Consider the following 25,822-nt stretch of genomic DNA (forward strand, 5'->3'; position numbering starts at 1 on the left):
GGAAAAGGACGTGGAGAAAATGAAAAGAATAGCAATGAGTTTGATATTACTAGCTTCAATTTTTGTAGTAGCGGCATGTGGAAATAAAGCTGATACAAAAGGAGAATCGTCAAAGCATAGTGAGAAAGCAACAACCATAACAGTTAAAGATCAAAATGGCGAGGTAAAAGTTCCCTTGAAACCAAAACGAGTAGTTGTCTTCGATATGGGAATGTTAGATACAATCCAAGCGCTAGGAGAGAGTGATCAAGTAGTTGGTGTGGCAAAAGACAATTTGCCAACGTATTTAAAAGAATTTAAAGCTGATAAATTTGAGTCTGCTGGTGGTATAAAAGAACCTGATTTTGAAAAAATCAATGCTTTAAAACCCGACTTAATTATTATTTCTGGTCGCCAAGAAGATTCAATGGATGAATTGAAAAAAATTGCGCCTACTCTTTATTTAGCAACCGATTCTAAAGATATTTGGAACTCAATTAAAACAAATATCACAACAATTGGAACCATTTTTGATAAAGCTGATGAGGCGAAAAAGAAATTAGATGAGTTATCAAATGAAATTTCAAAAGTTTCAACGAAAGCAAAAAGTGAAGATTTAAAAACATTAACGGTATTAGTAAATGAAGGAAGCTTATCTGCATATGGCGAAGGATCAAGATTTGCTATATTAAATGATGTATTTGGTTTTGGTTTAGCTGACCCTGCAATCGAAGCTTCTACTCATGGTCAATCGGTCACGTATGAATATGTGTTAGAAAAAGATCCAGATGTGTTATTTGTTATTGATCGCACCAAAGCAATTGGTGGGGATACCAGTAAAGACAACGTTTCAGAAAACGAATTGGTTCAACAAACAAAAGCGTTTAAAAATAAAAAAATCATCACGTTAAAACCAGATGTGTGGTATTTATCTGGTGGTGGATTAACATCAACTAAATTGATGCTAGATGAAGCTAAAAAAGTGGTAGAGTAACTCTGTAAACTAGCAGAATGCTGTTAAAACATTCTGTTAGTTTTTTTGATGTTATCCAAGTTGGTAAAGAATTATGTTAAACTAAAAAGAGAGATTAAAAGTTAGGAGAAGAAGTAGTGATGAGTAATGTAACCTTTACAAAGGAAGATTTTTCAATATTTGAAATTCCAACATTAGAAGATCGGATGCAAGCTATTAGAGAACAAATTCAACCAAAATTTCGTAAATTTGGAGAATTGCTTAAAGAAGGATTAATCAATGAAATGGATGAAGATGAGCTTTTTGTGCATGTCGCCCAACATTTAAGACGAACTAAAAATCCACCTAATGATACTTGGATGGCAGTTAGTTGTAACAAGAGAGGCTATAAGATGGCACCACATTTTCAATTAGGACTATACGGAGACCATGTTTTTATTTGGTTAGCGTATATCGACAATCCAAAATTTGAAAAAGAAATGGCACAAGGTCTACTAGAAAATATTGAACTCTTTGAAACAATCCCAGAAGACTTTGTTATCTCTCTGGATCACCATACAACAAAAGTAACGCCGATTAAAGAACTTGATATTGAAAAAGGTCTAACTCGTTTCAGAGATGTCAAAAAAGGAGAGTTTTTAATTGGCCGACAACTAATGGCAAATGATCCTATTTTAAAAAATCCAGTTGAAACTCAACTGTACATCTTAGATACTTTTAAAAGTTTGCTCCCGTTATATAAGCAATCTTTCCAATCAATTCCAATAGAATATTAAAAGAGGAAGAAAGGAATAATTATATAATTATTTCTTTCTTTTTCTTTTTTTTAAGTTAAAACACTACGAAAAAGAGTTATTGTTATACAGTTACGACTTTTTTTGCTATAATAATAACTGTTGAAAGGGTGTGACGTGTGTGACAGAATTAGATTATCGTAAAAATAGTAATAAAGTTTTTGCGATAAATTATATAGAAAATAATGATATCAATAATATTGTAGTGGGAGACGAATGTTTAGTTGCTAAAGTAAACAATCAAACGAAAGTATATACCATCCCCAAAAATCAACAATCAATTATTCGCATCATTGATCATCTACATAAATTAGATGTTTAATGAAGGGGGTTCTTTTGATTGCAAAGATAAAACATTTTTTCTGTACGTGATACGAAAGAATGTTTTTTTATTATGTCAAAATTATAAAGTATAGAGTAAACAAAAAAAAACCACGGATTGCTCTTTTAAAGAGCAATCCGTGGTTTTTAGAAATCTAAACGAGATTAAAGATTAACGGTTGTAGAACTCAACGATGTAAGACTCATCGATTTCAGCATACAATTCTTCACGTTCAGGTAAACGAGAAAGAGAACCTTCTAATTTTTCAGCATCAAAGCTAATGAAGTCTGGACGACCAAATAATGCTTCAACTGCAGATTTGATGATTTCTAGGTTTTTAGATTTTTCACGAACTGAAATTACTTGACCAACTGAAACGCTGTATGATGGAATATCAACGCGTTTGCCATCAACTAAAATATGGCCGTGGTTTACTAATTGACGTGCTTGACGACGAGTAGTAGCAAGACCTAAACGGTAAACAACATTATCTAAACGTTGTTCTAGTAAGATCATGAAGTTAACACCATGTTTACCTTCTTTTAATTTACCAGCTTTTACAAACAAGTTTTTAAATTGACGTTCGTTCATGCCGTACATGTTACGCAATTTTTGTTTTTCTTGTAATTGTAAACCGTACTCTGATAATTTTTTACGGCTGTTAGGACCATGAGGACCTGGAGCGTAAGGACGACGTTCGATTTCTTTACCTGTTCCTGAAAGTGAAATGCCTAGACGGCGAGATACTTTCCAACTTGGGCCTGTATAACGTGACATAATAAAATTCCTCCAATAAATGTTTTTTTGGAGTAAAATAATAAGTAGAGAGTTCAGTATTTCGTGCAGTTTATTATTTCAATCTTCACCTTTGCAGCCGCAGGTTACACAATTGAACCTTGTAGGCAATAAACTGTTGACGTGAATACCACTTTCACGCTGCATTATTTTACACAAGGTCTAGTATACCTTATTGCCAATCTAACGTCAATCAATAGTTGCTTAAATAGCCTATTTATGCAACAAAAAAAGCAATGATTGGAAACCAACATTGCTCTAGAATTTAAATGGAACTATTTGCAAGTAAAATCAGTACAAAATCTTCTAAATAGCCACGATCAATTTCATCAAAGCGATTCGTAATCGGAGCATCAACATCTAATACGCCAATCGTTTTTCCATTTTTCATCAAAGGAATCACAATTTCAGACTGACTTTTAGCATCACACGCAATGTGACCAGGAAAATCATGAACATTATCAACAACAACAGATTCATTTTTAGCAAAAGCTGTTCCGCAAACCCCTTTTCCATTTTTAATACGAATACAAGCGACTTTCCCTTGAAATGGACCTAATACTAATTCATCCGTTTGTGCTTCATATAAATAAAAGCCAGCCCAATTGATATCTGGTAGATTTTCAAAAAGCAAAGCCGAAGCGTTGCTTAGATTAGCAATTAAATTAGTCTCATCGCCAATAATAGCCTCTAGCTGTGCGTTGGTTAACTGATAAATACCTTTTTTTGACATAAGAGTCACTCCTTTAGTTACTCAGATTATTAAATTCGATTTTTTCTTGATCTTTTTTTAAATCAACTTGTTCTTCACCTTTAAGGGTCCAAGCAATTTTAGCGTTGGCAATAAATTCACCAATTTCGCCACCATTGTCGACGTTAAAGCGAACGAATAGTGAATCCGTTCGTTCATTTTTTTCACTCTTTTGTAACTTTTTAAAAATTTGTTCAATATCTTTTTTATTATGGCTGAAAACTAATACTCGTAAAAAGGTCTGTGATCCATCTAAAGTGGATTTACTAGCAATCGTATAGGCTGCTTTTTGTTTTTGATTGATTTGGTTGATCTTCATTTGACTAAATAAAACGAAGAAAAGGCTAACTAGCAAGATTAATCCAGCTTTTCGGTGGAATTTTTTTGAATTTAATTTGTGCATTTTAATCGCAGCAAAAAGCAATATAGTACAAAATGTCAAGCCAAGAATACCAACAATTTTAAGCAATAAGAACATATTATCTCCCCGAACGTTTGTTTGTCCACCAAATTAGGATAAAAAATAACTGAAATTAATTGATTTCTAGTGTTAGTTTTTTATCACTGTGGTATAATCTACAATAGGTGTTTTATAAAAAAAAAGCAAGAAATTCAGCTAATAAAAATCTAAAGTTTTTCTCATAAAAAAAGAAATTAAAAATGACAAACATTATATTTTGTTACATACCATTATTTTGCTACAATCAATTCAAGTGGAGGTTTTAGAATGAATTTTATATTTGTATTAATCGGCATTATTTTATTAGCATTACTCATTTACGGGGTAGGGTTTATTTTAAAGAAACGACATTTCAGTAAAATAGACGAACTTGAAACAAGAAAAATCGCATTGATGGATAAACCTGTGATTGATGAAATCAACAAAATAAAAAAATTACAATTAACTGGTCAAACTGAAAAAACATTTAAAGACTGGAAGGCAGCGTGGGAAAATATTGCGACAGTTAGCTTTCCAGATATTGAAAATTACTTATTTGATGCTGAACAAGCAACGGATCGCTTAAAGCTAATTAAAGCACAAAAAGCGGAAGATGCTGCATTACACATAATTAATGAAACAGAAGAAAGTATCAAAAAAATTCAATTAGCATTAAAAAAATTGATTGAAAGCGAAGAAAAGAATCGTTTGGAAATCAAAAAAGTACAAGAAAAATATCAAGATATCCGAAAAAAATTATTGACTCAAAGTTTTTCTTTTGGGCCCGCATTAGAAAACTTAGAGCGTCGTCTAACCTTTTTGGAATTAGATTTTTCTAAGTTTACAGAACTAACTTCTTCTGGAGATCATATTGAAGCAAAAGAAGTTTTAGATCGTGTTTCGCAAGACACCAACGAACTACATCGGGTAGCAGAATTGGTTCCAACGATTTACAAAGAGCTTACGGTTGAAGATACTGATCAAGTGAAAGAAATTAAAGAAGGTTACCAACAATTAATAGCTGAAAATTATCGCTTTTTAGATATTGACATTCCAAAAGAAATTGCAGAAATAGAACGTGCCATTGAATTGGGCATGGAATTAGTTGAAAAAGTGGAAGTTGATGAAGCAAAAGAGCATTTAGCGCAATTAGATACAAAAATTGATCACTTGTATGACGTAATGGAAAATGAAATTGATTCAAAAGCTTTTGTATTGAGCCAAAAACAATTAGTTTCAGAATATTTAGACCATGTGATTGTCAATAATCGTAAATTATTAATTGAGATTGATCGTGTTTCTCAAAGCTACACTTTAAATCAAGAGGAAGCAGGAACTGCAGGTAAAATAGAATCTGAACTAGAAGATTTAAAAACATCATTTGAGTTATCTGCACAAGCAATTGCACAAGATGAAGCCATCTATTCAGTTATTGCGGAAGATTATGAAAAAATGGGCGATCGCTTAGAAGAGATTGAGAAAAAGCAACAAGAATTAAATAGCAACCTGCTTCATTTACGTAAGGAAGAAATGGATGCACAAGCAAAATTAGATGAATTTGAATTTGAGATGCGTGGTCTTAAACGTTATGTTGAAAAACAACATTTACCAGGACTACCACACGATTACCTAGAATTATTCTTTGCTACAACGAATCGAATTGAGCAATTGGCTAAAGAACTAAACAAATTAAAAATTGACATGAAAGAAATTACACGTTTATGCTTCCTATGTCAAGATGATGTTGCTTTAATCAAAGAAAAAACAGATGAGATTGTGGATAGTGCTTTATTAACCGAGTACATGATGCAATATGCGAATCGTTATCGTCATTCAAATGAAGGAATCGCACAAGCAATCGATGATACATTGAAGTTGTTTAATCACGAGTTTCAATATAAAGAAGCTCTTGAAACCATTTCAACAACTCTTGAATCTGCTGAACCTGGTGCCTATAAAAAAGTTGAATCTTCGTACTTTGAAGATAAAGAAGCAAAGCGTTAATTTAAAAAAAGTTGGCAATCAATTTGATTGTCGACTTTTTTTATTCTTAATTTCGTAACATATGATGAGGAGATTCTAAATTTTTTTAATGAACGTTTGTGATTCTGCTAAAGTCTGCTATAATTATAAAGGTTTTTAACAAGAAAATAAGGAACAAGTTGAATTGTTTCTCTTTAAAAGAAGGCGTGAGAAAATGATTTACTTTGATAATAGTGCAACGACTAAAATAGACGATAGTGTTTTAAAAACCTATTTAAAAGTTAGCGAAGAGATAATGGGAAATCCATCTAGTTTGCATGGGTTAGGGGATGCTTCTACGGGTTTACTTCAGCAAGCAAGAAAACAAATTGCTGAACTCTTAAACACTTCAATGGAAGAAATTTACTTTACAAGTGGTGGCACAGAAGGTGATAACTGGGCTGTTAAAGGAACGGCTATCGAAAAACGAAAATTCGGGAAGCATTTAATTACGACGGCGATTGAACACCCCGCTGTAAAGGAATCGATGGAGCAATTAAAAATGCTTGGATTTGATATTACCTATTTGCCAGTTAACAAAGAAGGCGTCGTTTCCGTTAAGGCGTTAAAAAAAGAACTTCGCTCAGATACCACTTTAGTTTCAATCATGGCTGTTAATAATGAAATAGGGAGCATTCAGCCGTTAGAAGAAATTGGAGAAGTCTTAAAAGCTTACCCAAAAGTACATTTTCATGTCGACGCAGTACAGGCAATTGGAAAAATTCCGCTTGATCTATCGACACACTCAAGAATCGATATCGCTACTTTTTCAGGACATAAATTTCACGCGCCAAGAGGGACAGGTTTTATGTATTTAAAAAAAGGGAAAAAATTAGCTCCTCTTTTAAATGGTGGTGGTCAAGAATCAGGTAAACGTAGCGGAACAGAAAATGTTGCGGGGATTACAGCAATGTCAAAAGCGCTACGATTGGTAGTAACCGATTCGAAAGAAAAACAATCACGTCAACTTGAAATCAAAGAGTACTTGATGGACAAGCTAGCTAGCTATGCTAAAGTCACTCTGTTTTCAACGAAAGAAGGCGCACCTCATATTCTGTGCTTTGCGCTAAGAGGAATTCGCGGCGAAGTGATGGTTCATGCTTTTGAGAAAAAAGGCATCTACATTTCCACTACCAGTGCGTGTTCAAGTAGAAGTCAAACAAGCGGAAGTACCTTGTCTGCAATGCATGTGCCTGAAAATATCGCTACAAGTGCAGTCAGAGTTAGCTTAAATGATACAAATACAATAGAAGAAGCCCAGCAATTTATCAAAGAATTTGATGGATTATACCGTCAGTTTCGTGATATTCACTAATAGAAAGCTCAAAGAAAAGGGATGACAAAAGATGCAATACAGTGAAATTATGATTCGTTACGGCGAATTGTCAACTAAAGGAAAAAATAAGCGCACTTTTATTAGTCGCTTGGTGAAAAATGTTAGTCACGCACTTCACGATTATCCAGAAGTGAAAATTTATGGCGAACGTGATCGAATGTATTTACTTTTAAATGGTGCAGATAGTCGGGTAGTAATGGATCGTTTGCAGCCGATTTTTGGAATTCAAACCTATTCTCCAGTGGTTAAAGTAGAACGCGATATTGAAGCGTTGAAAGCAGCTGCAATTGAGATGATTCGGAATGTGTATCAAGAAGGTCAAACCTTCAAGATTACAACAAGGCGCGCAGACCATAAATTTGAATTAGATACCAACGACATTAACCAGTTATTAGGTGGCGAAGTTTTAAGAAACATCGAAGGTATCAAAGTTCAAGTGAAAAAACCAGATATTGAATTACGTGTGGAAGTTCGCTTAGAAGGCTTATTTTTATCATGTGAAACGATTATAGGAGCAGGTGGTTTACCAGTTGGTTCTGGTGGTCGCGGGATGTTAATGCTATCAGGTGGAATTGATTCTCCTGTAGCAGGCTATTTAGCAATGAAACGTGGTGTTGAGATTGAAGCTGTTCATTTCCATAGCCCGCCTTATACAAGTCCACGTGCCTTACAAAAAGCCAAAGATTTAACGGCAAAATTAACAGCATATGTTGGCAGTATTCAGTTTATTGAAGTTCCTTTTACTGAAATCCAAGAAGAAATTAAACGAGTAGTACCAGAAGGCTATTTAATGACAGTGACCCGAAGAATGATGATGCGGTTAACCGATCAAATTCGAGCACAACAAAAAGGTCTAGCGATTATTAATGGAGAGTCTCTTGGTCAAGTAGCATCTCAAACTTTACAAAGCATGGTAGCTATCAATGAAGTGACCAATACGCCAATTATCCGTCCGGTGGTTTCAATGGATAAAAATGAAATTATCGAGATTGCCCAAAAAATCGATACATTTGATTTGTCGATCCAACCATTTGAAGATTGTTGTACTATTTTTGCTCCACCGGCACCCAAAACAAAACCTAAATTAGACAAAGCACAAGGTTTTGAAGCAAGATTGGATGTTGAAGGACTAATTGAACGCGCAATGGCAGGGCTTGTTATTAGCGAAATCAAAATTGGAGACAATTTGGAAAAAATGCAAGAAGATGAATTTTCTGATTTCTTATAATTGAGTAAAAATGGTTTAGCCTTTGTTGCTGAACCATTTTTTGTTATATTTACAGAGAAAAGTACCAAAAAGAAGCAATAAAGTCAGTTAGAATGAAGGAATTAGAACTTGTTTTTTATTGTAATGGTACTATAATAAATGAGTAATCGTAAAAGGATGGTGGGTTTTAAATGAAATTATGGACAAATGGTCTTTTTTATACAATGGAAAACGAGGAAGCAACCGTCGAAAGTGTGCTAGCAAATGAAACTGAAATTATTGCAACGGGTTCAGCAGACCAATTAAAAACACAGTATGGTGATCTAATTAAAGAAGAAATCGATTTAAAAGGAGCAACTGTGCTACCTGGTTTGGTGGACAGTCACTTGCATTTATTATGGTACGGACAAAGCTTAGCCCGCTTAAATTTAAACCAACAAAACTCAAGAACAGCAGCATTAAAAATGATAGCTGACAAAGTAGTGACGTTAAAGCCAGATGAATGGCTATTTGTAGAAGGCTACAATGAGAATATGTGGGAAGACGATGGACGTGGACTTACTTATCAAGATTTAGATCAAATTTCAACGCTACATCCTATTTTAGTGAGACGCATCGACTATCATAATGTAGTCATTAATTCACCTTTTATCAAAAAAATTCAGTTAAAAAATCATCAAGTATTTGAAGGTGGCGGTGAAATTGATCTAACACCAGATGGCAAACTAACGGGTATTTTAAAAGACGAAGCGACCAATTTAGCCATCGATGCATTTCCACTAGCAACGCCAGCAGAAATGGAAAATTATTTAAAAATTGCAATTGAAGATTTATGGTCAAAAGGAATAACAGGTGGACATTCAGAAGATTTGCATTACTTTAATGGCTTTACAGGTACTTTAAAAACCTTTACTGATGTTGTTGGAAATAAAGAAAATCAACTGCCATTTAGAGCTCATTTACTGATTCATAATGCTGAATTAGCGAACTTCAATCAATCGAATGAAACCTTTTTAAGCAATCATTCGTGGGTGGAATTAGGCGCAATGAAAATATTTTATGATGGAACAGTCGGTTCTAAAACGGCGTTGATGTCCCATTCATATCCAAATGAACCGACTCAATTTGGTTTACAAGTCCAAACCGACGAAGTTTTCGAGACCATGGTGAAGGATGCAAGAAAAGCAGAATTGCCCGTAGCAATCCATATTTTAGGCGATCAAGCTTTTGAAAATGTCATCACTACGTTAAAAAAATATCCTCCAAAAGTAGGTCAACTAGACCGAATGATTCACACGCCGTGGCTTCGACCTGATTTATTGAAAAAAGCAAGTGGCATGCCGTTGTTGTTTGATTTACAACCGCAATTTATGAGCAGCGACTTACCTTGGGCTCTTGAAGTTTTAGGGGAGACACATCCACCTCTTGCTTTTGCTTGGAAAAGCATCCAAAAAGCAGGCTTTGCAACAGCAGGAGGAAGTGATGCCCCCGTTGAAATCCCAAATCCTTTTTACGGTATTCACGCAGCCGTAACGAGAACAGTTAGCTCTGATTTAGATGGAAAACACTATTTTCCTGAAGAAGCATTGTCACGATTTGAAGCCATTCGATTATACACGGTTGGAAGTGCAAAAGCTTGCTATCACGAAACGACCAGAGGTATGATAAAACCCGGATTTGTTAGTGATTTTACGATTTTAAAAGACAATCCCTTCACTGTTTTTACAAAAGAATTAAGAACAATAAAAGTACTGAAAACAGTAATTGCCAATCAAATCGTTTTTTCAATAAAATAAGAATCTAGCTAGTTAGTGTAAAAAAAATACGCTAATTAGCTTTTTTGTTACGACTGTGAAAAAAATCACAATTTAATTGAATGTCAGGTATGACAATGGTAATATGGGGATAAGAGTGAAAACAGGAAGGTGAATTTGTTGGTAAAAAAATTAGAAACAGTACAGTTGCCAAAAGCAACAGCAAAACGATTGCCACTTTATTATCGTTATTTAAAAACATTAGAAGATTCTGGTGTCAAACGAATTAAATCAAAAGAATTTAGTGCCTTAACCCAAGTTCCCTCTACAACCATTCGACGAGATTTTTCCCATTTTGGAGAGCTTGGACGTAGTGGGTACGGCTATGATGTAGATCATGTAATTGAAGTTTTTGATCAAATTTTAAATGTGAATAAATTAACGAAAGTAGCAATAGTTGGCGTTGGGAATTTAGGGAAAGCATTATTAGCAAATAATTTCCGACGAGATGAAAATCTGAAAATCGCCTGCGGATTTGAAAAAGATGAGGCACAATGTGGCGAAGTCCTTTCAGGTATTCCTATTTATTCCATTGACGAAATGGCAGAAATTATTCAAGAAGAAGGAATTAACACAGCTATTTCGACGGTTCCAAGTCAATATTCGCAAGAAGCAATTGATTCCTTAGTTGCAGCCGGTGTGACGGCTATCTTAAACTTCGCGCCAGGTCGAGTGTCAGCTCCTCCTGAAGTAGACATCCGATACATCGATTTAACAACAGAATTATTAACCTTGATTTATTTCAACGAACACCTTCGTGAAAAAGTAGAGATTTAAGTATTTGAAGCAGAATGGTTGCGTCGCTTTTGTCTTTTTTCGTATACTAGAAGAAGTCAAACAATGTTTTTTACTAAAAGGAGATTATAATGATGGAAATTACTAAACGAGGCACCGTGATAATAGTCGAAGGAACACAACCAAAAGTTGGAGAAAAAGCACCTGAATTTAAATTAAAAAACTTAAACGATCAAGTCATTTCATTATCTGATTACCAAGGAGAAGTGGCGTTAATCAGTGTGATTCCAAATATTGATACATCCGTTTGTGCAATTCAAACCAAACAATTTAACCAAATTGCTGGAAAACTTGAAGGCGTACAGTTGATGACCATTTCAAACAATACAAAAGAAGAGCAAGCAGACTGGTGTGCTGGGAATGGCGTTGAAATGGAAATGCTTCACGATACTGATTTAACGTTTGCTAAAAGCTACGGATTATATATGCCAGAATTAGATTTACTAGCACGTTCCGTCTTTGTGGTTAATCGCGAAGGGGTCTTAGTTTATGAAGAAATCGTTTCAGAAATGAGCCATGAACCAAATTATGAAAAAGCAATTGAAGCAGCCAAAGAAGCAGTTGCTGCCAAATAAGCCAAATTTGTAAAAAAAGATTGAGTTTCGTAAGCTTCAATGCTAGAATTAAGAAAAGAAAAAAGCTTTGAACAAGAGGAGTATCTGCCCCTTAGATTTTAGAGAATAGAACATTTGCTGAGAGTTCTTAATCGATGGACAGAAAAGGTAGCTTGGGAGCTGGATAGGTGAAGTAGGAGTAACTTATCTCGGGTAGTTATCCGTTAAAGACTGAAAGTTGAGAGGTGTATCGCAATTAGATACACAAAATAGGTGGTACCGCGAATTCAAGCATTCGTCCTAATAAGTAGTTTGTTATTAGGGTGGATGCTTTTTAGTTTGCCTTAATTTCAAACCTTAATAGGCTGAGTTAAATCAAATTAAGAAAAGAGGTTGTACAAATGACAGAAGAATTAAAAATGCCAACAAAATACAATCCCCAAGAAGTTGAAGCGGGGCGCTATGATGAGTGGATAGCAAAGGATTTATTTAAACCAAGTGGAGATATGACAAAAAAACCTTATTCAATCGTGATTCCACCACCAAACGTAACGGGTAAATTACATTTAGGACACGCTTGGGACACAACTTTACAAGACATCATTATTCGTCAAAAACGCATGCAAGGATACGACACTCTTTGGTTGCCAGGAATGGATCATGCGGGGATTGCAACACAAGCAAAAGTAGAAGAAAAGCTAGCTGCAGAAGGTGTTTCACGTTACGATTTAGGACGTGAAAAATTTATCGATACCGTTTGGGAATGGAAAGAAGAGTACGCAACTTTTATTCGTGAACAATGGGCAAAAGTTGGGATTTCTGTTGATTATAGCCGTGAACGTTTTACCCTTGACGATGGGTTATCAGAAGCTGTTCGTAAAGTTTTTGTGACTATGTTTGAAAAAGATTTAATTTACCGCGGAGAATACATTATCAACTGGGATCCAAAAGCGAAAACAGCCTTATCGGATATCGAAGTAATCCATAAAGACGTAGAAGGAGCTTTTTATCATATGAGCTATCCTTTAGCTGACGGTAGCGGCGTCTTAGAAATTGCCACTACTCGACCTGAAACGATGTTAGGCGATACAGCCGTTGCAGTTCATCCAGAAGACGATCGTTACAAACACTTAATTGGAAAAATGTTAGTGTTGCCAATCGTCAATAAAGAGATTCCGATTATTGCGGATGAGTATGTTGAAATGGACTTTGGAACTGGTGTTGTTAAAATAACTCCAGCTCATGATCCAAATGACTTTGAAGTTGGAAATCGTCATTCATTACCACGTATCAATGTAATGAATGAAGATGGAACAATGAATGAACTTGCAGGTAAATATGAAGGCATGGATCGTTTTAAAGCACGTAAAGAAATCATTAAAGAATTAGAAGAAATCGGTCGTTTAATTAAAATCGAAAAAATGGTTCATAGTGTGGGCCATTCTGAACGCACAGGAGTTGTCGTAGAGCCACGTTTATCAACTCAATGGTTTGTTAAAATGGCACCATTAGCAAAAGAAGCAATGGACAATCAAGCTACGGATCAAGCTGTAAACTTTGTTCCTGAACGTTTTGAAAATACGTATATGCGTTGGATGGAAAATGTTCATGATTGGGTTATTTCTCGTCAGTTATGGTGGGGACACCGTATTCCAGCATGGTACCACAAAGAAACAGGCGAATTGTATGTGGGCATGGAAGAACCAGCAGATGCGGAAAATTGGATTCAAGATCCAGATGTATTAGATACGTGGTTCAGTTCAGCTTTATGGCCATTTTCAACGATGGGCTGGCCAGATACAGAAGCGCCAGATTTTAAACGTTATTTCCCAACGAATACTTTAGTAACAGGATATGATATTATCTTCTTCTGGGTAAGTCGAATGATGTTCCAAAGTTTAGAGTTTACAGAAGAGCGTCCTTTTGAAAATGTTTTGATTCACGGATTAATTCGTGACGAACAAGGTCGCAAAATGAGTAAATCATTAGGGAACGGAATTGACCCTATGGAAGTCATTGATAAATACGGTGCAGATGCCTTACGTTGGTTCTTATCAAATGGTTCATCGCCTGGTCAAGATGTTCGTTTTAGCTACGATAAGATGGATGCTAGCTGGAACTTCATTAATAAAGTGTGGAACGCTAGTCGCTTTGCTATTATGAACATGGACGGTTTAACAGTTGATGAAATCGATTTGACTGGACCAAAAACGATTGCAGATCGCTGGATTTTAACTCGTTTAAACGAAACGATTGAACACGTAACGAATTTATCTGAAAAATTTGAGTTTGGTGAAGCAGGTCGTCACCTATATAACTTTATTTGGGATGATTTCTGTGACTGGTATATTGAAATGAGTAAAGGTGTGTTAAATGGGGAAGATGAAACAGCTAAATTAACAACCAGAAGTATTTTAGCTCATGTATTAGATCAAACCTTACGTTTGTTGCACCCAATTATGCCTTTCGTAACTGAAAAAATCTGGGAAAGCGTGCCGCATCACGGTGAATCATTAGTGGTAGCAGAGTACCCAGTCGTGCGCCCTGAATTTAACGATGAAACAGCTGCAAAAGGAATGGAAGTTTTAATGGAGTTGATTCGTTCTGTTCGTAACATTCGTTCAGAAGTGAATACACCGATGTCTAAAAAGGTAGAATTGTTGATTAAAACAAATGATCCTACGATTGAAGCCTTCTTAATTGAAAATCAACATTATATTGAACGTTTTTGTAACCCTGAAACTTTGACGATTTCAAGTGACGTAACAGCACCTGAAACAGCGATGAGTGCAGTAATTACAGGCGCTGAAATTTACTTGCCACTAGCAGGTCTAATCAATATTGCAGAAGAAATCACACGTCTTGAAAAAGAAATGGCGAAATGGGATGGCGAAGTGAAACGTGTTCAAGGAAAACTTTCTAACGAACGTTTTGTTTCAAGTGCTCCTGAAGCAGTTGTTGAAAGCGAACGAGCAAAAGAAAAAGATTACCTTGAAAAACGTGAAGCAGTAGCTGAACGAATTAATGTCTTAAAAGCACAAGCATAATAATCAACTTGAACAGCCTCCTTTTTTAATAAGGAAAAGCTGTTCAAGTTTTTTATTAAAAAATAAAATCAATAGTCACCAGACGAGTAGAACGGTATAATAGTATTCATAGTAAAGAACTAACTGAAAAGAAATGGTGGGATCGATTTGTTTAACTCATATGAAGAAGCGTTGACTTGGATTCACAGTCGTTTAGCCTTAGGAATCAAACCAGGCTTGAAAAGAATGGAATGGATGATGAAAAAATTAGGTCATCCAGAAAGAAAATTTAAATCGATTCATGTCGCAGGAACAAATGGAAAAGGTTCGACTGTTACTTACCTTAGAAGTATGTTAGAAGCAGCGGGTCAGACTGTAGGAACATTTACTTCACCCTATATTGAAAGCTTTAACGAACGAATTAGTGTGAATGGAGAACCGATTTCAAATGAAGAAATTTTACGTTTAGCGAATTTAATTTATCCTTATGTGATGGAATTAGATGAAACCCCACTTGGAGGTCCAACTGAATTTGAAGTCGTTAACAGTATGATGTTTCAGTATTTTGGCGAAGGGCACGCTGATGTTGTAATTGTTGAAGTCGGTTTAGGCGGATTAGTGGATTCAACGAATGTTGTGACGCCAATAGTATCGGTGATTACGACCATTGGTTATGATCATATGCACATTTTAGGTAATTCTCTTGCTGAAATTGCCTACCAAAAAGCGGGAATTATTAAAGCTGGTGTTCCTGTTGTTACTGGAAAAATCCCATCAGAAGCCTTAACAGTTATTGAAAAAATAGCGATTGAACAAGATAGTCCGCAAAGTCAATTTGGCAAAGAGTTTTTTGTTTCCAAATGGCAAACATTACCGACATGGGGAGAGCAATTCACCTTTGAAGATGACTATATTTGCCTACGACAAGCTCAAATCTCAATGTTAGGCGAGCATCAAGTAGAAAATGCAGCAGTTGCACTTGAAGCGCTACGGATTTACAGTCATGAAACAGGATTAGCTGTCGGCCATGAGCAAATGCTAAGAGGACTTAAACGAGCTTTTTGGCCAGGTAGAATGGAAAAAATAAATGAGCAGCCATTGATTGTGATGGATGGCGCCCATAACGAACCTGCAGTGATTCGTTTAGTGGAAACTCTTAAACGTGATTTTCCTGATCAAGATGTTTATGTTTTATTTGCTGCACTAAAAGACAAGTCAGTAGATACCATGATGGCACATTTACAAACGATTCAGAACATGCATTTAATGGTGACAACGTTCGACTATCCTAGAGCGGCTACAGGTGAAGAGTTGGCTGATCAAGTTGTGGGTCCAGTTGAAATAGTAGAAAATTGGCAGACGGGATTAGTTAAATCCATTAACGAAATGGACAGTAGCGATGTGTTGTTGATTACAGGTTCACTTTATTTTATTTCTGAAGTACGTCATTATTTTAAATCAGAAGAAAACAATTAGAGGAGTTGGAAATTTTGAAAAAAATAGAAGCAGTAATCTTTGATATGGACGGCTTAATTTTTGATACAGAGACTCTTTACTACCGAGCAAATCAAGAAATTTCTGATGAAATTGGTTTAGATTTTACGTATGACTATTATTTGAAATATGTCGGAACATCCGATGAAGAGTTGCATGAAAATCTTTACCGTGATTTTAAAGATGAGGAAAAAGTGGCGCATTTAATTCAAGAAGGCCGCAAGCGCGTGGAAGAAATTGTCAGACGTGACGGCTTAATTATTAAAGAAGGATTCATGGAGTTATTAAATTATTTAGAAGAGAAAAATATCAAAAAGGTAGTCGCTTCTAGTAATTTAAAAGAAATGATTCATCTCTTTATTGAACGAGAAGCGCTGACAGGTCGTTTTGATTACATTGTATCTGGCGATGAAGTGAAACGAGCAAAACCAGATCCAGAAATTTTTGAAAAAGCGTGGTCAGGCTTAGGTGTTGCAAAAGAAAATACACTGATTTTGGAAGATTCAATCAATGGAATCAGAGCCGCATTTGATGCAGGAATTGATGTCATTATGGTTCCCGATCTGATTCCGCCAGGCGAAGAAGCAGTTGAAAAAACACTTGAAATTTATGAAAATTTAACGATTGTAAAAGCTTATATTGATCAACAAAATAAACGTTAATTAAAATAAATGAAACCTCTCTTTTTTGCGAATAGTTATTCGAGAAGGGAGGTTTTTTAATGAGGTTGACTCACAATTTAATCAAAGAAATGCCAAAGTTAAGCCGACCCCGTGAGCGGTTAGAAAATGATGGTGAAAAAGCATTATCTACACATGAATTATTGGCGATTCTACTTAGAACAGGTCCAAAGGATAGTAGTGCAGTGGATTTATCGATGAGTCTTTTAGCGTCATTTGAAGACTTGTATTATTTAAAAACAGCTTCCTTGGAAGAATTAATGTGTGTAAATGGAATTGGTCGCACAAAAGCAATTGAAATCAGAGCAGCAATTGAATTAGGAAGTCGAATTGCCTTAGCCACTCAAGAAAAAAAAGGTCAAGTAACCTCAAGTCATACAATAGGCAAACGATTAATCAAAGAAATGAAAGACTTACAGCAAGAACACGTGATTACACTTTTTCTCAACACTAAAAATGAAATTATCAAAAAGGAAACGATTTTTGTTGGGGGCTTAAGTCAATCGGTAGCTCATCCAAGAGAAATCTTTAGAGGCGCAGTCCGCTATGCTGCTGCACGGATTATTGTGGCACATAATCATCCATCAGGTAATCCGACGCCATCGGATGCAGACTTTGCATTTACCAAAAGAATGGCAACATGTGGGGAGTTGATGGGAATCGAATTATTAGATCATATTATTATTGGATCAGATTCTTATATCAGTCTAAAAGAAATGGGAGCGATTTAAATTTAAAATAAATTATGCTTTTTCCTTGTGTAAAAAAAATGAACGTGTTATAATTAATTTAGTGTTTTTGTTAGGTAAAGAAAAGATTGTTTCAAAACATTCCAATTCGTACCGTTAAGCAAGAATATCAAATATTATGTGCAAAACGCACGAGGAGGAATTTCATTATGGAACAAGGTACAGTAAAATGGTTTAACGCAGAAAAAGGTTTTGGTTTTATCGAACGCGAAAACGGTGACGATGTATTCGTACATTTCTCAGCTATCGGCGGAGACGGATTCAAAACTTTAGAAGAAGGACAAGCAGTTTCTTTCGAAGTTGAAGAAGGCGCTCGCGGACCTCAAGCAGCAAACGTTGAAAAAGCGTAAGCTTAACTTAAAAATTTTGAAGAACTGAGTATTTATACTTGGTTCTTTTTTTATGTCAAAAAGGCAAATTAAGTATCAAAAGTTTTACAAAGCGTATAAATATTTAAAATTCTATTAAAATACATACAATATTAATGTTTTATCAATGTTTTTGCAGTATGATGAGTACTGTTACAGCATAATTGGATTTTTTTTGATATACTGTTAAGTGAATCTAAAAATAATAAGATTTTTGATGGATGAATCATGGATATATAGTTGAGAGGATGAAGTAATGTGTTTGGATTAGGTAGTAAGGATATTGGAATTGATTTAGGAACCGCAAATACCATGGTTTATGCAGATGGTAAAGGGATTGTCTTGAGAGAGCCTTCAGTCGTAGCAAAAAACACATCAACAGGTGAAATTGTTGCTGTTGGAGAAGAAGCTAGAAATATGATAGGTCGTACGCCAGGTTCAATCGTAGCCATTCGCCCAATGAAAGACGGCGTAATTGCAGATTATGAAACAACTGCAGCGATGATGAAATATTATATCCAAAAAACAATTGGAAAAACGAGTTCAAAACCATATGTAATGGTTTGTGTACCAAGTGGCGTAACGGAAGTTGAAAAACGTGCTGTTATCGACGCAACTAGAATGGCTGGAGCAAAAGATGCTTTCATTATTGAAGAACCATTTGCAGCAGCAATCGGTGCAGGACTGCCAGTTATGGACCCAACAGGTAGTATGGTTGTAGATATTGGTGGTGGAACAACAGACGTTGCAACTATTTCATTAGGCGGGATCGTAAGCAGTCGTTCAATCAGAATGGCCGGAGACCGTTTAGATGATGCAATTATTCATTATGTACGCAAAAAATACAATTTATTAATTGGTGAAAGAACAGCTGAAGCTGTTAAAATGGAAATCGGTTGTGCCTCTGTTGATAAAGCGGGAGAATATGGCGAAATGAGCGTTCGAGGACGTGACCTATTAACTGGTTTACCAAAAACAATCGAAATTTCTGCCGTTGATGTTTCTCAATCACTTCAAGAAGTGGTAGAAGCAATTGTAGTGGCAGTTAAAGAAACACTTGAAGAAACATCACCTGAAATTTCTTCTGATGTAATTGATCACGGAATTGTGCTAACTGGTGGTGGAGCTTTATTAAGAAACTTATCAGAAGTGATTGCAGATGAAACACAAGTTCCTGTTTTTGTAGCAAGCGAGCCATTAGATTGCGTTGCTATTGGAACGGGTGAATCATTGAAACATATTGATTTATTTAAGAAAAAAGCAAATCGATAAACAGACACCAAAATACGTTTAGAAACTGCGGGGAGTCTACAAACTTCCCGCTTCTTTTCTATTTAATAAGTTAAAACCAACAAGTTTTTTCAAGAAAATAAGTTTATGTAAAATAATATTAGTATTTCAAACGAAATATGGTAAAATAGAGAAGGCCTTCAAGGCAAAGTGGGGTGACGAGTTGCATCAATTTTTTTCAAATAAAAAATTAATTATTTTATTAGTCAGTGTAATTGTTTGTATGGGATTAATTGCCTATTCAATTAAGGAAAGAGCGAAATTACCAATCGTCCAACAATTCACCAATGACATTACTGCCATTACTGGTCGTATTTTTTCAAAACCAGCCAATGGAGTTGTAAGTTTTATTGATTCTGTGGAAGAATTAAAAAATACTTATGAAGAGAACCAATTGTTAAAATCAAAAATTGATAAACTTTATGAAACGCAAGTTGAATTAGCAGATTTAAAACAAGACAATAAAAAAATGCAAGAGCAGTTAGAGTTAACGGCAACGTTGTCTAATTACAATCAAATTACAGGCAGTGTCATTGGTCGAAATCCTGACTCTTGGATTGATCAAATTATCGTGGATAAAGGCAGTAAAAATGGAATTGATAAAGGGATGTCTGTCATGGCTGGTAATGGATTAGTTGGACGTATAGTAGAAGTGAGTCCAACAAGTTCAAAAGTCCAATTAATTACGACAGTCGATTCTAAGAAGAACCGAGTTGCGGCTTTAGTACAAAGCGAGTCAGGACAAATTCATGGCATTATCAATGGGTACGACAAAGAAACAAAACGCTTAAAAATGGACCAAATCACAACAGATGCTGAACCGAAAAAGGGCGACAAAGTTGTAACATCTGGTTTAGGTGGAATTACACCGTCAACATTATTAATCGGTACCGTTGATGAAGTGAAATTAGATGCTCATGGACTATCAAAAGTAGCGTATATTACGCCTGCTGCTGATACAAATGATATTCGTTATGTAACAATTATTCAACGCGAAGCTGAAAGTGGTGAGTAAATGAATTCAAATTTAAAAAGTTCATTTTTACCACCATTAATTCTTTTCGTTTTTTTCTTGCTAGATGGTGTTTTAGCGGCTTTATTTTCAGAAACGTTGTATGGCAGCGACTATATCTTAGTTCCTCGCTTGACAGTGATTTTACTAGTAATGATGTCCTTTTATTTACCGAGAAATAGAATGTTGGTTATCGCGATTCTTTTTGGACTATTATTTGACAGTTATTACGTTGGAGTGTTAGGAATCTATGTTGCACTATTTCCAATTATCGTATACATTACTGAAAAATTAACAAAGGTACTGCACCCAAATCCAATTGTTGTTGGAATGATGTTCATTATTGACTTAAGTTTGGTTGAAACGACCTTATACTTTTTTTATACGATTCTAAAAGAAACGACAATGGATTTTAATACTTTTATGGTAGAGCGACTAGGTCCAACCTTACTTTTAAATGTGGTGATCTTTATTTTCTTGTACTACCCACTGCAAAAACTTATGATGAAGTTAGAAAAAATGTAGGTTTGGTTTTTGGTTGATAACGAAGAATAAGCAATCAATGAAAAGCGTTGGGAGTTGTTAAAGTGAAACAAAGTGTAACGTTAAAAGGAACAAAAGATGGTTTTGTCTTAACTTTAGATGATACAGCTGCAATTGGAACGATTCATGATGAATTAGACCAATTGCTAGCGAACTTATTAGCTGAAAATAAATCAAAAGAAGCAGATAAAAAGGTTATTTCTCTTGAAATTAAAACTGGAAAGCGCCTTTTATCTGAAGCTGAAGTTAATGAATTAACAACTAAAATTTCAACAAATAGTCAATTTCAAATCAAGCAAATAAAGTCTGATGTTTTAACTTATGATACGGCGAACGAGTGGCATGAAGCAAACAGCTTGCAAATGGAAATCCAAACAATCCGCAGTGGTCAAACGTTAACAGCTAAGGGAGATATTTTATTGATTGGGAAGGTTCACCCTGGTGGAAGTATTCGTGCGGATGGAAGTATTTTTATTATCGGTGAGTTGCTAGGTATTGCACATGCTGGATTTAGTGGCGATGATAGTGCAGTTGTTGTAGCTGATTTTCAAACCGATGCACAGATTCGGATAGCAGACAATATTCAGATTATAGAAAACAAAACACATGAAAAAATAGAGTCAAATAGAAAAGAATTTGCGTACATCAATGATTTGCATATTCTTGAATTTGCAACAGTGGAAAAACTAAAAGTGCTGCGGCCTAAAATGGACAAAGTGACAGGGGGATTAATGTAATGGGAACAGCGATTGTCATCACATCAGGAAAAGGTGGCGTAGGTAAGACAACTTCAACTGCCAATGTTGGAACGGCTTTAGCCTTACAAGGAAAGAAAGTTTGTTTAATCGATATGGATATCGGACTACGCAATTTAGATGTGATTCTAGGCTTAGAAAATCGAATCATATATGATATTGTCGATGTCGTTGAAGGTCGAGCAAAATTGCATCAAGCCATTATTAAAGATAAACGTTTTAATGATAATTTATACTTATTACCAGCTGCACAAAATGCAGATAAAAGTTCAGTCAACGGGGAAGAAATGAAAGAAATCGTTGATAGCTTACGTCCAGACTATGACTATATTTTAATTGATTGCCCAGCAGGAATTGAGCAAGGTTTTCAAAATTCAATTGCAGCTGCCGATATGGCAATTGTTGTTACAACACCAGAAATTTCTGCAGTTCGAGATGCTGATCGAATTATTGGTTTACTTGAACAAACAGAAATGGAACCACCACGTTTAATCATTAATCGTATTCGTAAACGCATGATGCAAGACGGTGAGGTATTGGATATCGACGAAATTACTAAACATCTGTCAATTGAACTATTAGGAATCGTTTTTGATGATGATAGTGTAATCCGTTCTTCAAATAAAGGAGACCCAATTGTATTAGACCCAAAAAATCCAGCTTCGTTAGGTTACCGTAATATTGCGAGACGTGTCTTAGGTGAAACGGTGCCACTTATGTCATTAAAAAAAGAAAAGAAAAACTTTTTTCAAAAATTATTTGGCAAATAAAAAATTCTATGGTATAGTGATAAAAAATAATAAAAGCTTTGAAGAGAAAAAGTAAGAATTAGGACTTTGTAGAGAGATTGCATTTGGTGAAAGCAATTAAGTACTGGTTTCTGAACACACATCTCTGAGCTAGCAGTTGAACCTCACCTATATGGGAGCTGTAAATTGACTCGGGTGTACCCGTTACAGTACTAACGTTTAGTCGTTTTGAACGTGATAAGGCAATTTTCCGTGAGGAAGTTGCAAAAAAAGGTGGAACCACGATACTTGTATAGTCGTCCTTTGATTTTCAATTTGAAAATCAAAGGACTTTTTTTGTTTTCCAAGCGGACTGCAGCCAATTGAAAACAACTATTCTAAATAAAGGGGAGCGAATATAATGAAGATTAAAATGAGTTTAGTATTAAGTATGATTGGAATATGTCTATTACTCTTTGGTTGCGGCAATAGCAAAAATGAAAAAAATCAAACTGATGCAACAAAGGAAATTGAAAAAAGTGGCAAGCTAGTTGTTGGGCTAGACGATACCTTTGCACCAATGAGCTATCGAGACAATAAAGGGGAAATCGTCGGATTTGATGTTGATTTAGCAAAAGAAGTAGGAAAAAAACTGAATTTAAAAATTGATTTTCAAGCAATTGATTGGGCGATGAAGGAAACAGAGTTAAACGCCGGAAATATTGATTTAATCTGGAATGGCTACACAATTACACCAGAACGGAAATCAAAAGTTGCCTTTTCAGATGCTTATCTAGAAAATAGTCAATCCATTATCGTATTAAAAAAGAGTGAAATTCAGACAAAAAAAGAGCTAGCGGGTAAAGTGGTAGCTGCTCAACAAGCTTCAAGTGCAGTTGATGCAGTCTCCAAAAAAGAGCTGGCAACTTTTAAAAATAAAGAATTGATTGAATTTCCATCGAATAACGATGTTTTTAATGACCTAGAAAGCAAACGTAGCGATGCCATTGTAGTTGACGAAGTATTGGCTCGTTATTACACCAAATTAAAGGGAGCAGATACCTACCGTACATTGGAAGATACTTTTGGAAAAGAAGAGTATGGTGTTGGCTTACGGAAAAATGATAAAAAATTAAAAATGAAACTAAATGAAGCTCTAAAAGAATTAAAATCAGATGGAACCTACGATAAAATTTATAAAAAATGGTTTGCCGAGTAAAGGATGGATTGAGATGACAATGATAATAGATTTATTACCCGCATTATTAGAGGGTTTGAAAACAACTTTACTGCTATTTGGAATTATTTTAGTAATTACGATTCCATTAGGTTTCTTAGTAGCTCTTATAAGAGTTTATGCACCAAAAGGAATTTCTGTAATCGTTCAATTATATATATATATCATGCGAGGAACCCCTTTATTGCTGCAACTAATGGTTGTGTTTTTCGGACTTCCACAAATTGGCATCACATTGGACAGGTTTCCAGCTGCGATCATTGCTTTTGTGTTAAATTATACGGCTTATTATGCAGAAATTTTTCGTGGAGGAATTATGGCAGTTCCAAAAGGTCAGTATGAAGCTCTAAAAGTTTTAGGAATTGGAAAAATAAGAGGCTATCGTCGAATTATTATTCCTCAAGTCAGTCGAATGGTTTTGCCTTCAGTCGGCAATGAAGTGATTTCTTTAGTGAAAGATACCTCTTTAGTGTATATCTTAGGATTAGGAGAATTGCTAAGAGCAGGTCAAATTGCTTCGAATACCTATGCGTCCCTTATTCCATTTGTAGCAGTAGGAATAATCTATTTATTGATTACGGGTTTGGTGACAGTATTTTTAACTAATATCGAAAAGAAAATCCATTTTTAAAGGAGATTGAGCGTGATGCTGCTAACTGTAGAAAAACTGACAAAAAAATTTAATGGAAAACCTGTTATTCAAGATTACAATTTCACCCTTAATAAAGGTGAAATTGTAACCTTGATTGGGAAATCTGGAACAGGCAAAACAACATTGATGCGTTTGATTAATCACTTGGAAAATGCAGATGCTGGTAATATTCGAATTGGCGATACTGTGCTATGCGAAATGAAACAAAATGGAATCATCGAGTATGCAAGTAAAAAAAAAATCTACAAGTATCATAATCAAATTGGCATGGTTTTTCAAAATTATCAATTGTTTCCCAATTTAACTGTTCTTGAAAATTGTATCGAAGCCCCATTAGCTCAAAAAATTGACACGAAACAAAATTTAATAAAAAAAGCGAAAGAATTGTTAAATCAAGTAGGTTTAAATGAAAAAATAACAGCGATGCCTAGTGAATTATCAGGAGGACAACAGCAACGAGTAGCAATTGCTAGAGCTTTAATGTTAAATCCAACAATTCTTTGCTTTGATGAACCAACTTCAGCACTTGATCGAGAATCAACGATTGAAATTGGAAAAATGATTCAAGAAATAGCAGCCGATGGTACGGGAATATTAATTGTGACCCATGACAATGAATTTGCAAAAGATATTGGAACAAGAGTTGTTTGCTCAGACGAATTCCTTGATAATCACTAGATTCGCGAAAAAAGATTGACCTATTGAATCAAATTTGGTATGATATTACTGTTGTAAATGTGTAGCACCACAACTACAACCGCGCGGGAATGAGTCTTAAGTTCACACTTGTGACGCTCACAACGGCGAGTCTAAGTCTAATAAGGAGGTGCGAATAAATGTACGCAATTATCAAAACTGGTGGAAAACAAGTTAAAGTTGAGGTAGGCCAAGCAATTTACGTTGAAAAATTAAACGTTGAAGCTGGTGAAACTGTAAGCTTTGATGAAGTAATCTTGGTAGGTGGCGAAGAAACAAAAGTTGGAGCTCCAACAATCGCCGGAGCTACTGTTGAAGGTACTGTAGAAAAACATGGTAAACAAAAGAAAGTTACTACGTATAAATACAAACCTAAAAAACATACTCACCGTAAACAAGGTCACCGTCAACCGTATACAAAAGTTGTTATTAATGCAATTAACGCTTAAGAAAAGTGGTGTTCGATATGATTCAAGCATTATTCAATCGCGATAGCGATGGAAATCTAGTTTCTTTTGAAGTAACTGGACATGCAGAGTCAGGACCCGAAGGCAGCGACATTGTCTGTGCAGCTGTTTCGGCATTGACTTTTGGAGCAACAAATAGTATTGAAGCTTTAGCTGGTTTCCAACCCTTAGTGGATATGGATGACGCAGTGAATGGTGGACATTTATATGTTGAAATTCTACAAGACATTACCGGCGAACAGTTTCATATTGCTCAGATTCTTCTTGAGAGCTTGCGTCTATCGATTCAAGGAATTACAGAAGAATATCCTGAGTATGTCAAAATGAATTAACAACCAATTAAT

Annotated in this window: 27 protein-coding genes and 3 other annotated features; of the genes, 24 read left to right on the plus strand and 3 right to left on the minus strand. The window is 35.4% G+C overall.

The features are described from left to right. Positions 1-19: 19 nt before the first annotated feature. The 3 genes from BR52_RS03265 to BR52_RS03275 all read left to right on the plus strand — a co-directional run bounded on the left by BR52_RS03265 (position 20) and on the right by BR52_RS03275 (position 2,068). The gene (locus tag BR52_RS03265) at positions 20-973 is read left to right on the plus strand and encodes a siderophore ABC transporter substrate-binding protein (RefSeq protein ID WP_034573459.1); all 954 of its coding nucleotides are present in this window, start codon (positions 20-22) and stop codon (positions 971-973) included. Positions 974-1,092: 119 nt separating this feature from the next. Continuing rightward, entirely contained in the window at positions 1,093-1,728 is a 636-nt protein-coding gene (locus BR52_RS03270; RefSeq protein ID WP_034569107.1) for a YktB family protein, read from the plus strand. Positions 1,729-1,867: 139 nt separating this feature from the next. Next, complete coding sequence (locus tag BR52_RS03275) at positions 1,868-2,068, plus strand: hypothetical protein (RefSeq protein ID WP_034569108.1); 201 nt, start codon at positions 1,868-1,870, stop codon at positions 2,066-2,068. 171 nt (positions 2,069-2,239) lie between these two features. Here the strand turns inward: BR52_RS03275 and rpsD are convergent, their stop codons facing one another. The 3 genes from rpsD to BR52_RS03290 all read right to left on the minus strand — a co-directional run bounded on the left by rpsD (position 2,240) and on the right by BR52_RS03290 (position 4,092). Beyond that, the gene (rpsD, locus tag BR52_RS03280) at positions 2,240-2,845 is read right to left on the minus strand and encodes a 30S ribosomal protein S4 (RefSeq protein ID WP_034569110.1); all 606 of its coding nucleotides are present in this window, start codon (positions 2,843-2,845) and stop codon (positions 2,240-2,242) included. Positions 2,846-3,128: 283 nt separating this feature from the next. After that, entirely contained in the window at positions 3,129-3,596 is a 468-nt protein-coding gene (locus BR52_RS03285; protein ID WP_034569112.1) for a GAF domain-containing protein, read from the minus strand. A gap of 13 nt (positions 3,597-3,609) precedes the next feature. Next, positions 3,610-4,092, minus strand: coding sequence for a hypothetical protein (locus BR52_RS03290; RefSeq protein ID WP_034569115.1), 483 nt, complete (start codon positions 4,090-4,092; stop codon positions 3,610-3,612). 249 nt (positions 4,093-4,341) lie between these two features. On the opposite strand from BR52_RS03290, the gene BR52_RS03295 reads away from it, so the two are divergent. The 21 genes from BR52_RS03295 (at position 4,342) to BR52_RS03395 (ending at position 25,810) form a co-directional block, all read left to right on the plus strand. Then, positions 4,342-6,057, plus strand: a complete 1,716-nt coding sequence (locus BR52_RS03295; protein ID WP_034569118.1) for a septation ring formation regulator EzrA — start codon at positions 4,342-4,344, stop codon at positions 6,055-6,057. 193 nt (positions 6,058-6,250) lie between these two features. Beyond that, a complete protein-coding gene (locus BR52_RS03300) occupies positions 6,251-7,390 on the plus strand; it encodes a cysteine desulfurase family protein (RefSeq protein WP_034569120.1) in 1,140 nt (379 codons plus the stop codon). A gap of 31 nt (positions 7,391-7,421) precedes the next feature. After that, positions 7,422-8,639: a tRNA uracil 4-sulfurtransferase ThiI gene (thiI, locus tag BR52_RS03305; protein WP_034569122.1), complete on the plus strand. Its 1,218-nt coding sequence runs from the start codon at positions 7,422-7,424 to the stop codon at positions 8,637-8,639. A gap of 170 nt (positions 8,640-8,809) precedes the next feature. Next, the gene (locus tag BR52_RS03310; RefSeq protein ID WP_034569124.1) at positions 8,810-10,414 is read left to right on the plus strand and encodes an amidohydrolase; all 1,605 of its coding nucleotides are present in this window, start codon (positions 8,810-8,812) and stop codon (positions 10,412-10,414) included. A 138-nt stretch (positions 10,415-10,552) separates the two neighbouring features. After that, on the plus strand, positions 10,553-11,209 hold the full coding sequence (locus BR52_RS03315; RefSeq protein WP_034569130.1) for a redox-sensing transcriptional repressor Rex: 657 nt from the start codon (positions 10,553-10,555) through the stop codon (positions 11,207-11,209). Between the two features lie 92 nt (positions 11,210-11,301). After that, positions 11,302-11,802: a thiol peroxidase gene (tpx, locus tag BR52_RS03320; protein WP_034569131.1), complete on the plus strand. Its 501-nt coding sequence runs from the start codon at positions 11,302-11,304 to the stop codon at positions 11,800-11,802. A gap of 58 nt (positions 11,803-11,860) precedes the next feature. Beyond that, positions 11,861-12,087: a binding site (T-box leader), on the plus strand. A gap of 95 nt (positions 12,088-12,182) precedes the next feature. After that, positions 12,183-14,828, plus strand: coding sequence for a valine--tRNA ligase (locus BR52_RS03325; RefSeq protein WP_034569134.1), 2,646 nt, complete (start codon positions 12,183-12,185; stop codon positions 14,826-14,828). A gap of 147 nt (positions 14,829-14,975) precedes the next feature. Continuing rightward, entirely contained in the window at positions 14,976-16,283 is a 1,308-nt protein-coding gene (locus BR52_RS03330; protein ID WP_034569137.1) for a bifunctional folylpolyglutamate synthase/dihydrofolate synthase, read from the plus strand. Positions 16,284-16,297: 14 nt separating this feature from the next. Next, entirely contained in the window at positions 16,298-16,963 is a 666-nt protein-coding gene (locus tag BR52_RS03335; RefSeq protein ID WP_034569139.1) for an HAD family hydrolase, read from the plus strand. Positions 16,964-17,022: 59 nt separating this feature from the next. Next, positions 17,023-17,712, plus strand: coding sequence for a RadC family protein (gene radC, locus BR52_RS03340; RefSeq protein ID WP_034569141.1), 690 nt, complete (start codon positions 17,023-17,025; stop codon positions 17,710-17,712). Between the two features lie 167 nt (positions 17,713-17,879). Beyond that, positions 17,880-18,080, plus strand: a complete 201-nt coding sequence (locus BR52_RS03345) for a cold-shock protein (protein ID WP_034569143.1) — start codon at positions 17,880-17,882, stop codon at positions 18,078-18,080. A 276-nt stretch (positions 18,081-18,356) separates the two neighbouring features. Beyond that, the gene (locus BR52_RS03350) at positions 18,357-19,370 is read left to right on the plus strand and encodes a rod shape-determining protein (protein WP_034569146.1); all 1,014 of its coding nucleotides are present in this window, start codon (positions 18,357-18,359) and stop codon (positions 19,368-19,370) included. Between the two features lie 181 nt (positions 19,371-19,551). Continuing rightward, positions 19,552-20,403: a rod shape-determining protein MreC gene (mreC, locus tag BR52_RS03355; RefSeq protein WP_034569148.1), complete on the plus strand. Its 852-nt coding sequence runs from the start codon at positions 19,552-19,554 to the stop codon at positions 20,401-20,403. Further along, positions 20,404-20,925 (plus strand): rod shape-determining protein MreD, encoded by a 522-nt coding sequence (gene mreD / locus BR52_RS03360; RefSeq protein ID WP_034569150.1) that lies wholly within the window; start codon positions 20,404-20,406, stop codon positions 20,923-20,925. It begins immediately after the preceding gene. A gap of 62 nt (positions 20,926-20,987) precedes the next feature. Continuing rightward, positions 20,988-21,680, plus strand: coding sequence for a septum site-determining protein MinC (locus BR52_RS03365; RefSeq protein WP_034569153.1), 693 nt, complete (start codon positions 20,988-20,990; stop codon positions 21,678-21,680). Then, entirely contained in the window at positions 21,680-22,468 is a 789-nt protein-coding gene (gene minD, locus BR52_RS03370; protein ID WP_034569156.1) for a septum site-determining protein MinD, read from the plus strand. The genes BR52_RS03365 and minD overlap by 1 nt, the downstream gene beginning before the upstream one ends. Before the next feature lie 29 nt (positions 22,469-22,497). Next, positions 22,498-22,754 (plus strand) — a binding site (T-box leader). A gap of 93 nt (positions 22,755-22,847) precedes the next feature. Continuing rightward, a complete protein-coding gene (locus BR52_RS03375) occupies positions 22,848-23,645 on the plus strand; it encodes an amino acid ABC transporter substrate-binding protein (RefSeq protein WP_034569159.1) in 798 nt (265 codons plus the stop codon). Between the two features lie 13 nt (positions 23,646-23,658). Then, positions 23,659-24,294: an amino acid ABC transporter permease gene (locus BR52_RS03380; RefSeq protein ID WP_034569160.1), complete on the plus strand. Its 636-nt coding sequence runs from the start codon at positions 23,659-23,661 to the stop codon at positions 24,292-24,294. A 15-nt stretch (positions 24,295-24,309) separates the two neighbouring features. Continuing rightward, positions 24,310-24,993, plus strand: coding sequence for an amino acid ABC transporter ATP-binding protein (locus tag BR52_RS03385; protein ID WP_034569161.1), 684 nt, complete (start codon positions 24,310-24,312; stop codon positions 24,991-24,993). Between the two features lie 67 nt (positions 24,994-25,060). After that, positions 25,061-25,136: a sequence feature (ribosomal protein L21 leader region), on the plus strand. A 15-nt stretch (positions 25,137-25,151) separates the two neighbouring features. Then, entirely contained in the window at positions 25,152-25,460 is a 309-nt protein-coding gene (gene rplU, locus BR52_RS03390) for a 50S ribosomal protein L21 (protein WP_034558575.1), read from the plus strand. Between the two features lie 17 nt (positions 25,461-25,477). After that, a complete protein-coding gene (locus BR52_RS03395) occupies positions 25,478-25,810 on the plus strand; it encodes a ribosomal-processing cysteine protease Prp (RefSeq protein WP_034569163.1) in 333 nt (110 codons plus the stop codon). Positions 25,811-25,822: the final 12 nt, after the last annotated feature.

The sequence above is a fragment of the Carnobacterium divergens DSM 20623 genome (assembly GCF_000744255.1).
GTDB lineage: Bacteria > Bacillota > Bacilli > Lactobacillales > Carnobacteriaceae > Carnobacterium > Carnobacterium divergens.

Excerpts from the sequence above, each read along its gene's own strand:
- BR52_RS03265 (WP_034573459.1), top strand. The coding sequence starts at position 20 with ATGAAAAGAATAGCAATGAGTTTGATATTACTAGCTTCAATTTTTGTA.
- BR52_RS03270 (WP_034569107.1), top strand. The coding sequence starts at position 1,093 with ATGAGTAATGTAACCTTTACAAAGGAAGATTTTTCAATATTTGAAATT.
- rpsD (WP_034569110.1), bottom strand. The coding sequence starts at position 2,845 with ATGTCACGTTATACAGGCCCAAGTTGGAAAGTATCTCGCCGTCTAGGC.
- BR52_RS03285 (WP_034569112.1), bottom strand. The coding sequence starts at position 3,596 with ATGTCAAAAAAAGGTATTTATCAGTTAACCAACGCACAGCTAGAGGCT.
- BR52_RS03290 (WP_034569115.1), bottom strand. The coding sequence starts at position 4,092 with ATGTTCTTATTGCTTAAAATTGTTGGTATTCTTGGCTTGACATTTTGT.
- BR52_RS03295 (WP_034569118.1), top strand. The coding sequence starts at position 4,342 with ATGAATTTTATATTTGTATTAATCGGCATTATTTTATTAGCATTACTC.
- BR52_RS03300 (WP_034569120.1), top strand. The coding sequence starts at position 6,251 with ATGATTTACTTTGATAATAGTGCAACGACTAAAATAGACGATAGTGTT.
- thiI (WP_034569122.1), top strand. The coding sequence starts at position 7,422 with ATGCAATACAGTGAAATTATGATTCGTTACGGCGAATTGTCAACTAAA.
- BR52_RS03310 (WP_034569124.1), top strand. The coding sequence starts at position 8,810 with ATGAAATTATGGACAAATGGTCTTTTTTATACAATGGAAAACGAGGAA.
- tpx (WP_034569131.1), top strand. The coding sequence starts at position 11,302 with ATGGAAATTACTAAACGAGGCACCGTGATAATAGTCGAAGGAACACAA.
- BR52_RS03325 (WP_034569134.1), top strand. The coding sequence starts at position 12,183 with ATGACAGAAGAATTAAAAATGCCAACAAAATACAATCCCCAAGAAGTT.
- radC (WP_034569141.1), top strand. The coding sequence starts at position 17,023 with ATGAGGTTGACTCACAATTTAATCAAAGAAATGCCAAAGTTAAGCCGA.
- BR52_RS03345 (WP_034569143.1), top strand. The coding sequence starts at position 17,880 with ATGGAACAAGGTACAGTAAAATGGTTTAACGCAGAAAAAGGTTTTGGT.
- mreD (WP_034569150.1), top strand. The coding sequence starts at position 20,404 with ATGAATTCAAATTTAAAAAGTTCATTTTTACCACCATTAATTCTTTTC.
- minD (WP_034569156.1), top strand. The coding sequence starts at position 21,680 with ATGGGAACAGCGATTGTCATCACATCAGGAAAAGGTGGCGTAGGTAAG.
- BR52_RS03375 (WP_034569159.1), top strand. The coding sequence starts at position 22,848 with ATGAAGATTAAAATGAGTTTAGTATTAAGTATGATTGGAATATGTCTA.
- BR52_RS03380 (WP_034569160.1), top strand. The coding sequence starts at position 23,659 with ATGACAATGATAATAGATTTATTACCCGCATTATTAGAGGGTTTGAAA.
- BR52_RS03385 (WP_034569161.1), top strand. The coding sequence starts at position 24,310 with ATGCTGCTAACTGTAGAAAAACTGACAAAAAAATTTAATGGAAAACCT.
- rplU (WP_034558575.1), top strand. The coding sequence starts at position 25,152 with ATGTACGCAATTATCAAAACTGGTGGAAAACAAGTTAAAGTTGAGGTA.
- BR52_RS03395 (WP_034569163.1), top strand. The coding sequence starts at position 25,478 with ATGATTCAAGCATTATTCAATCGCGATAGCGATGGAAATCTAGTTTCT.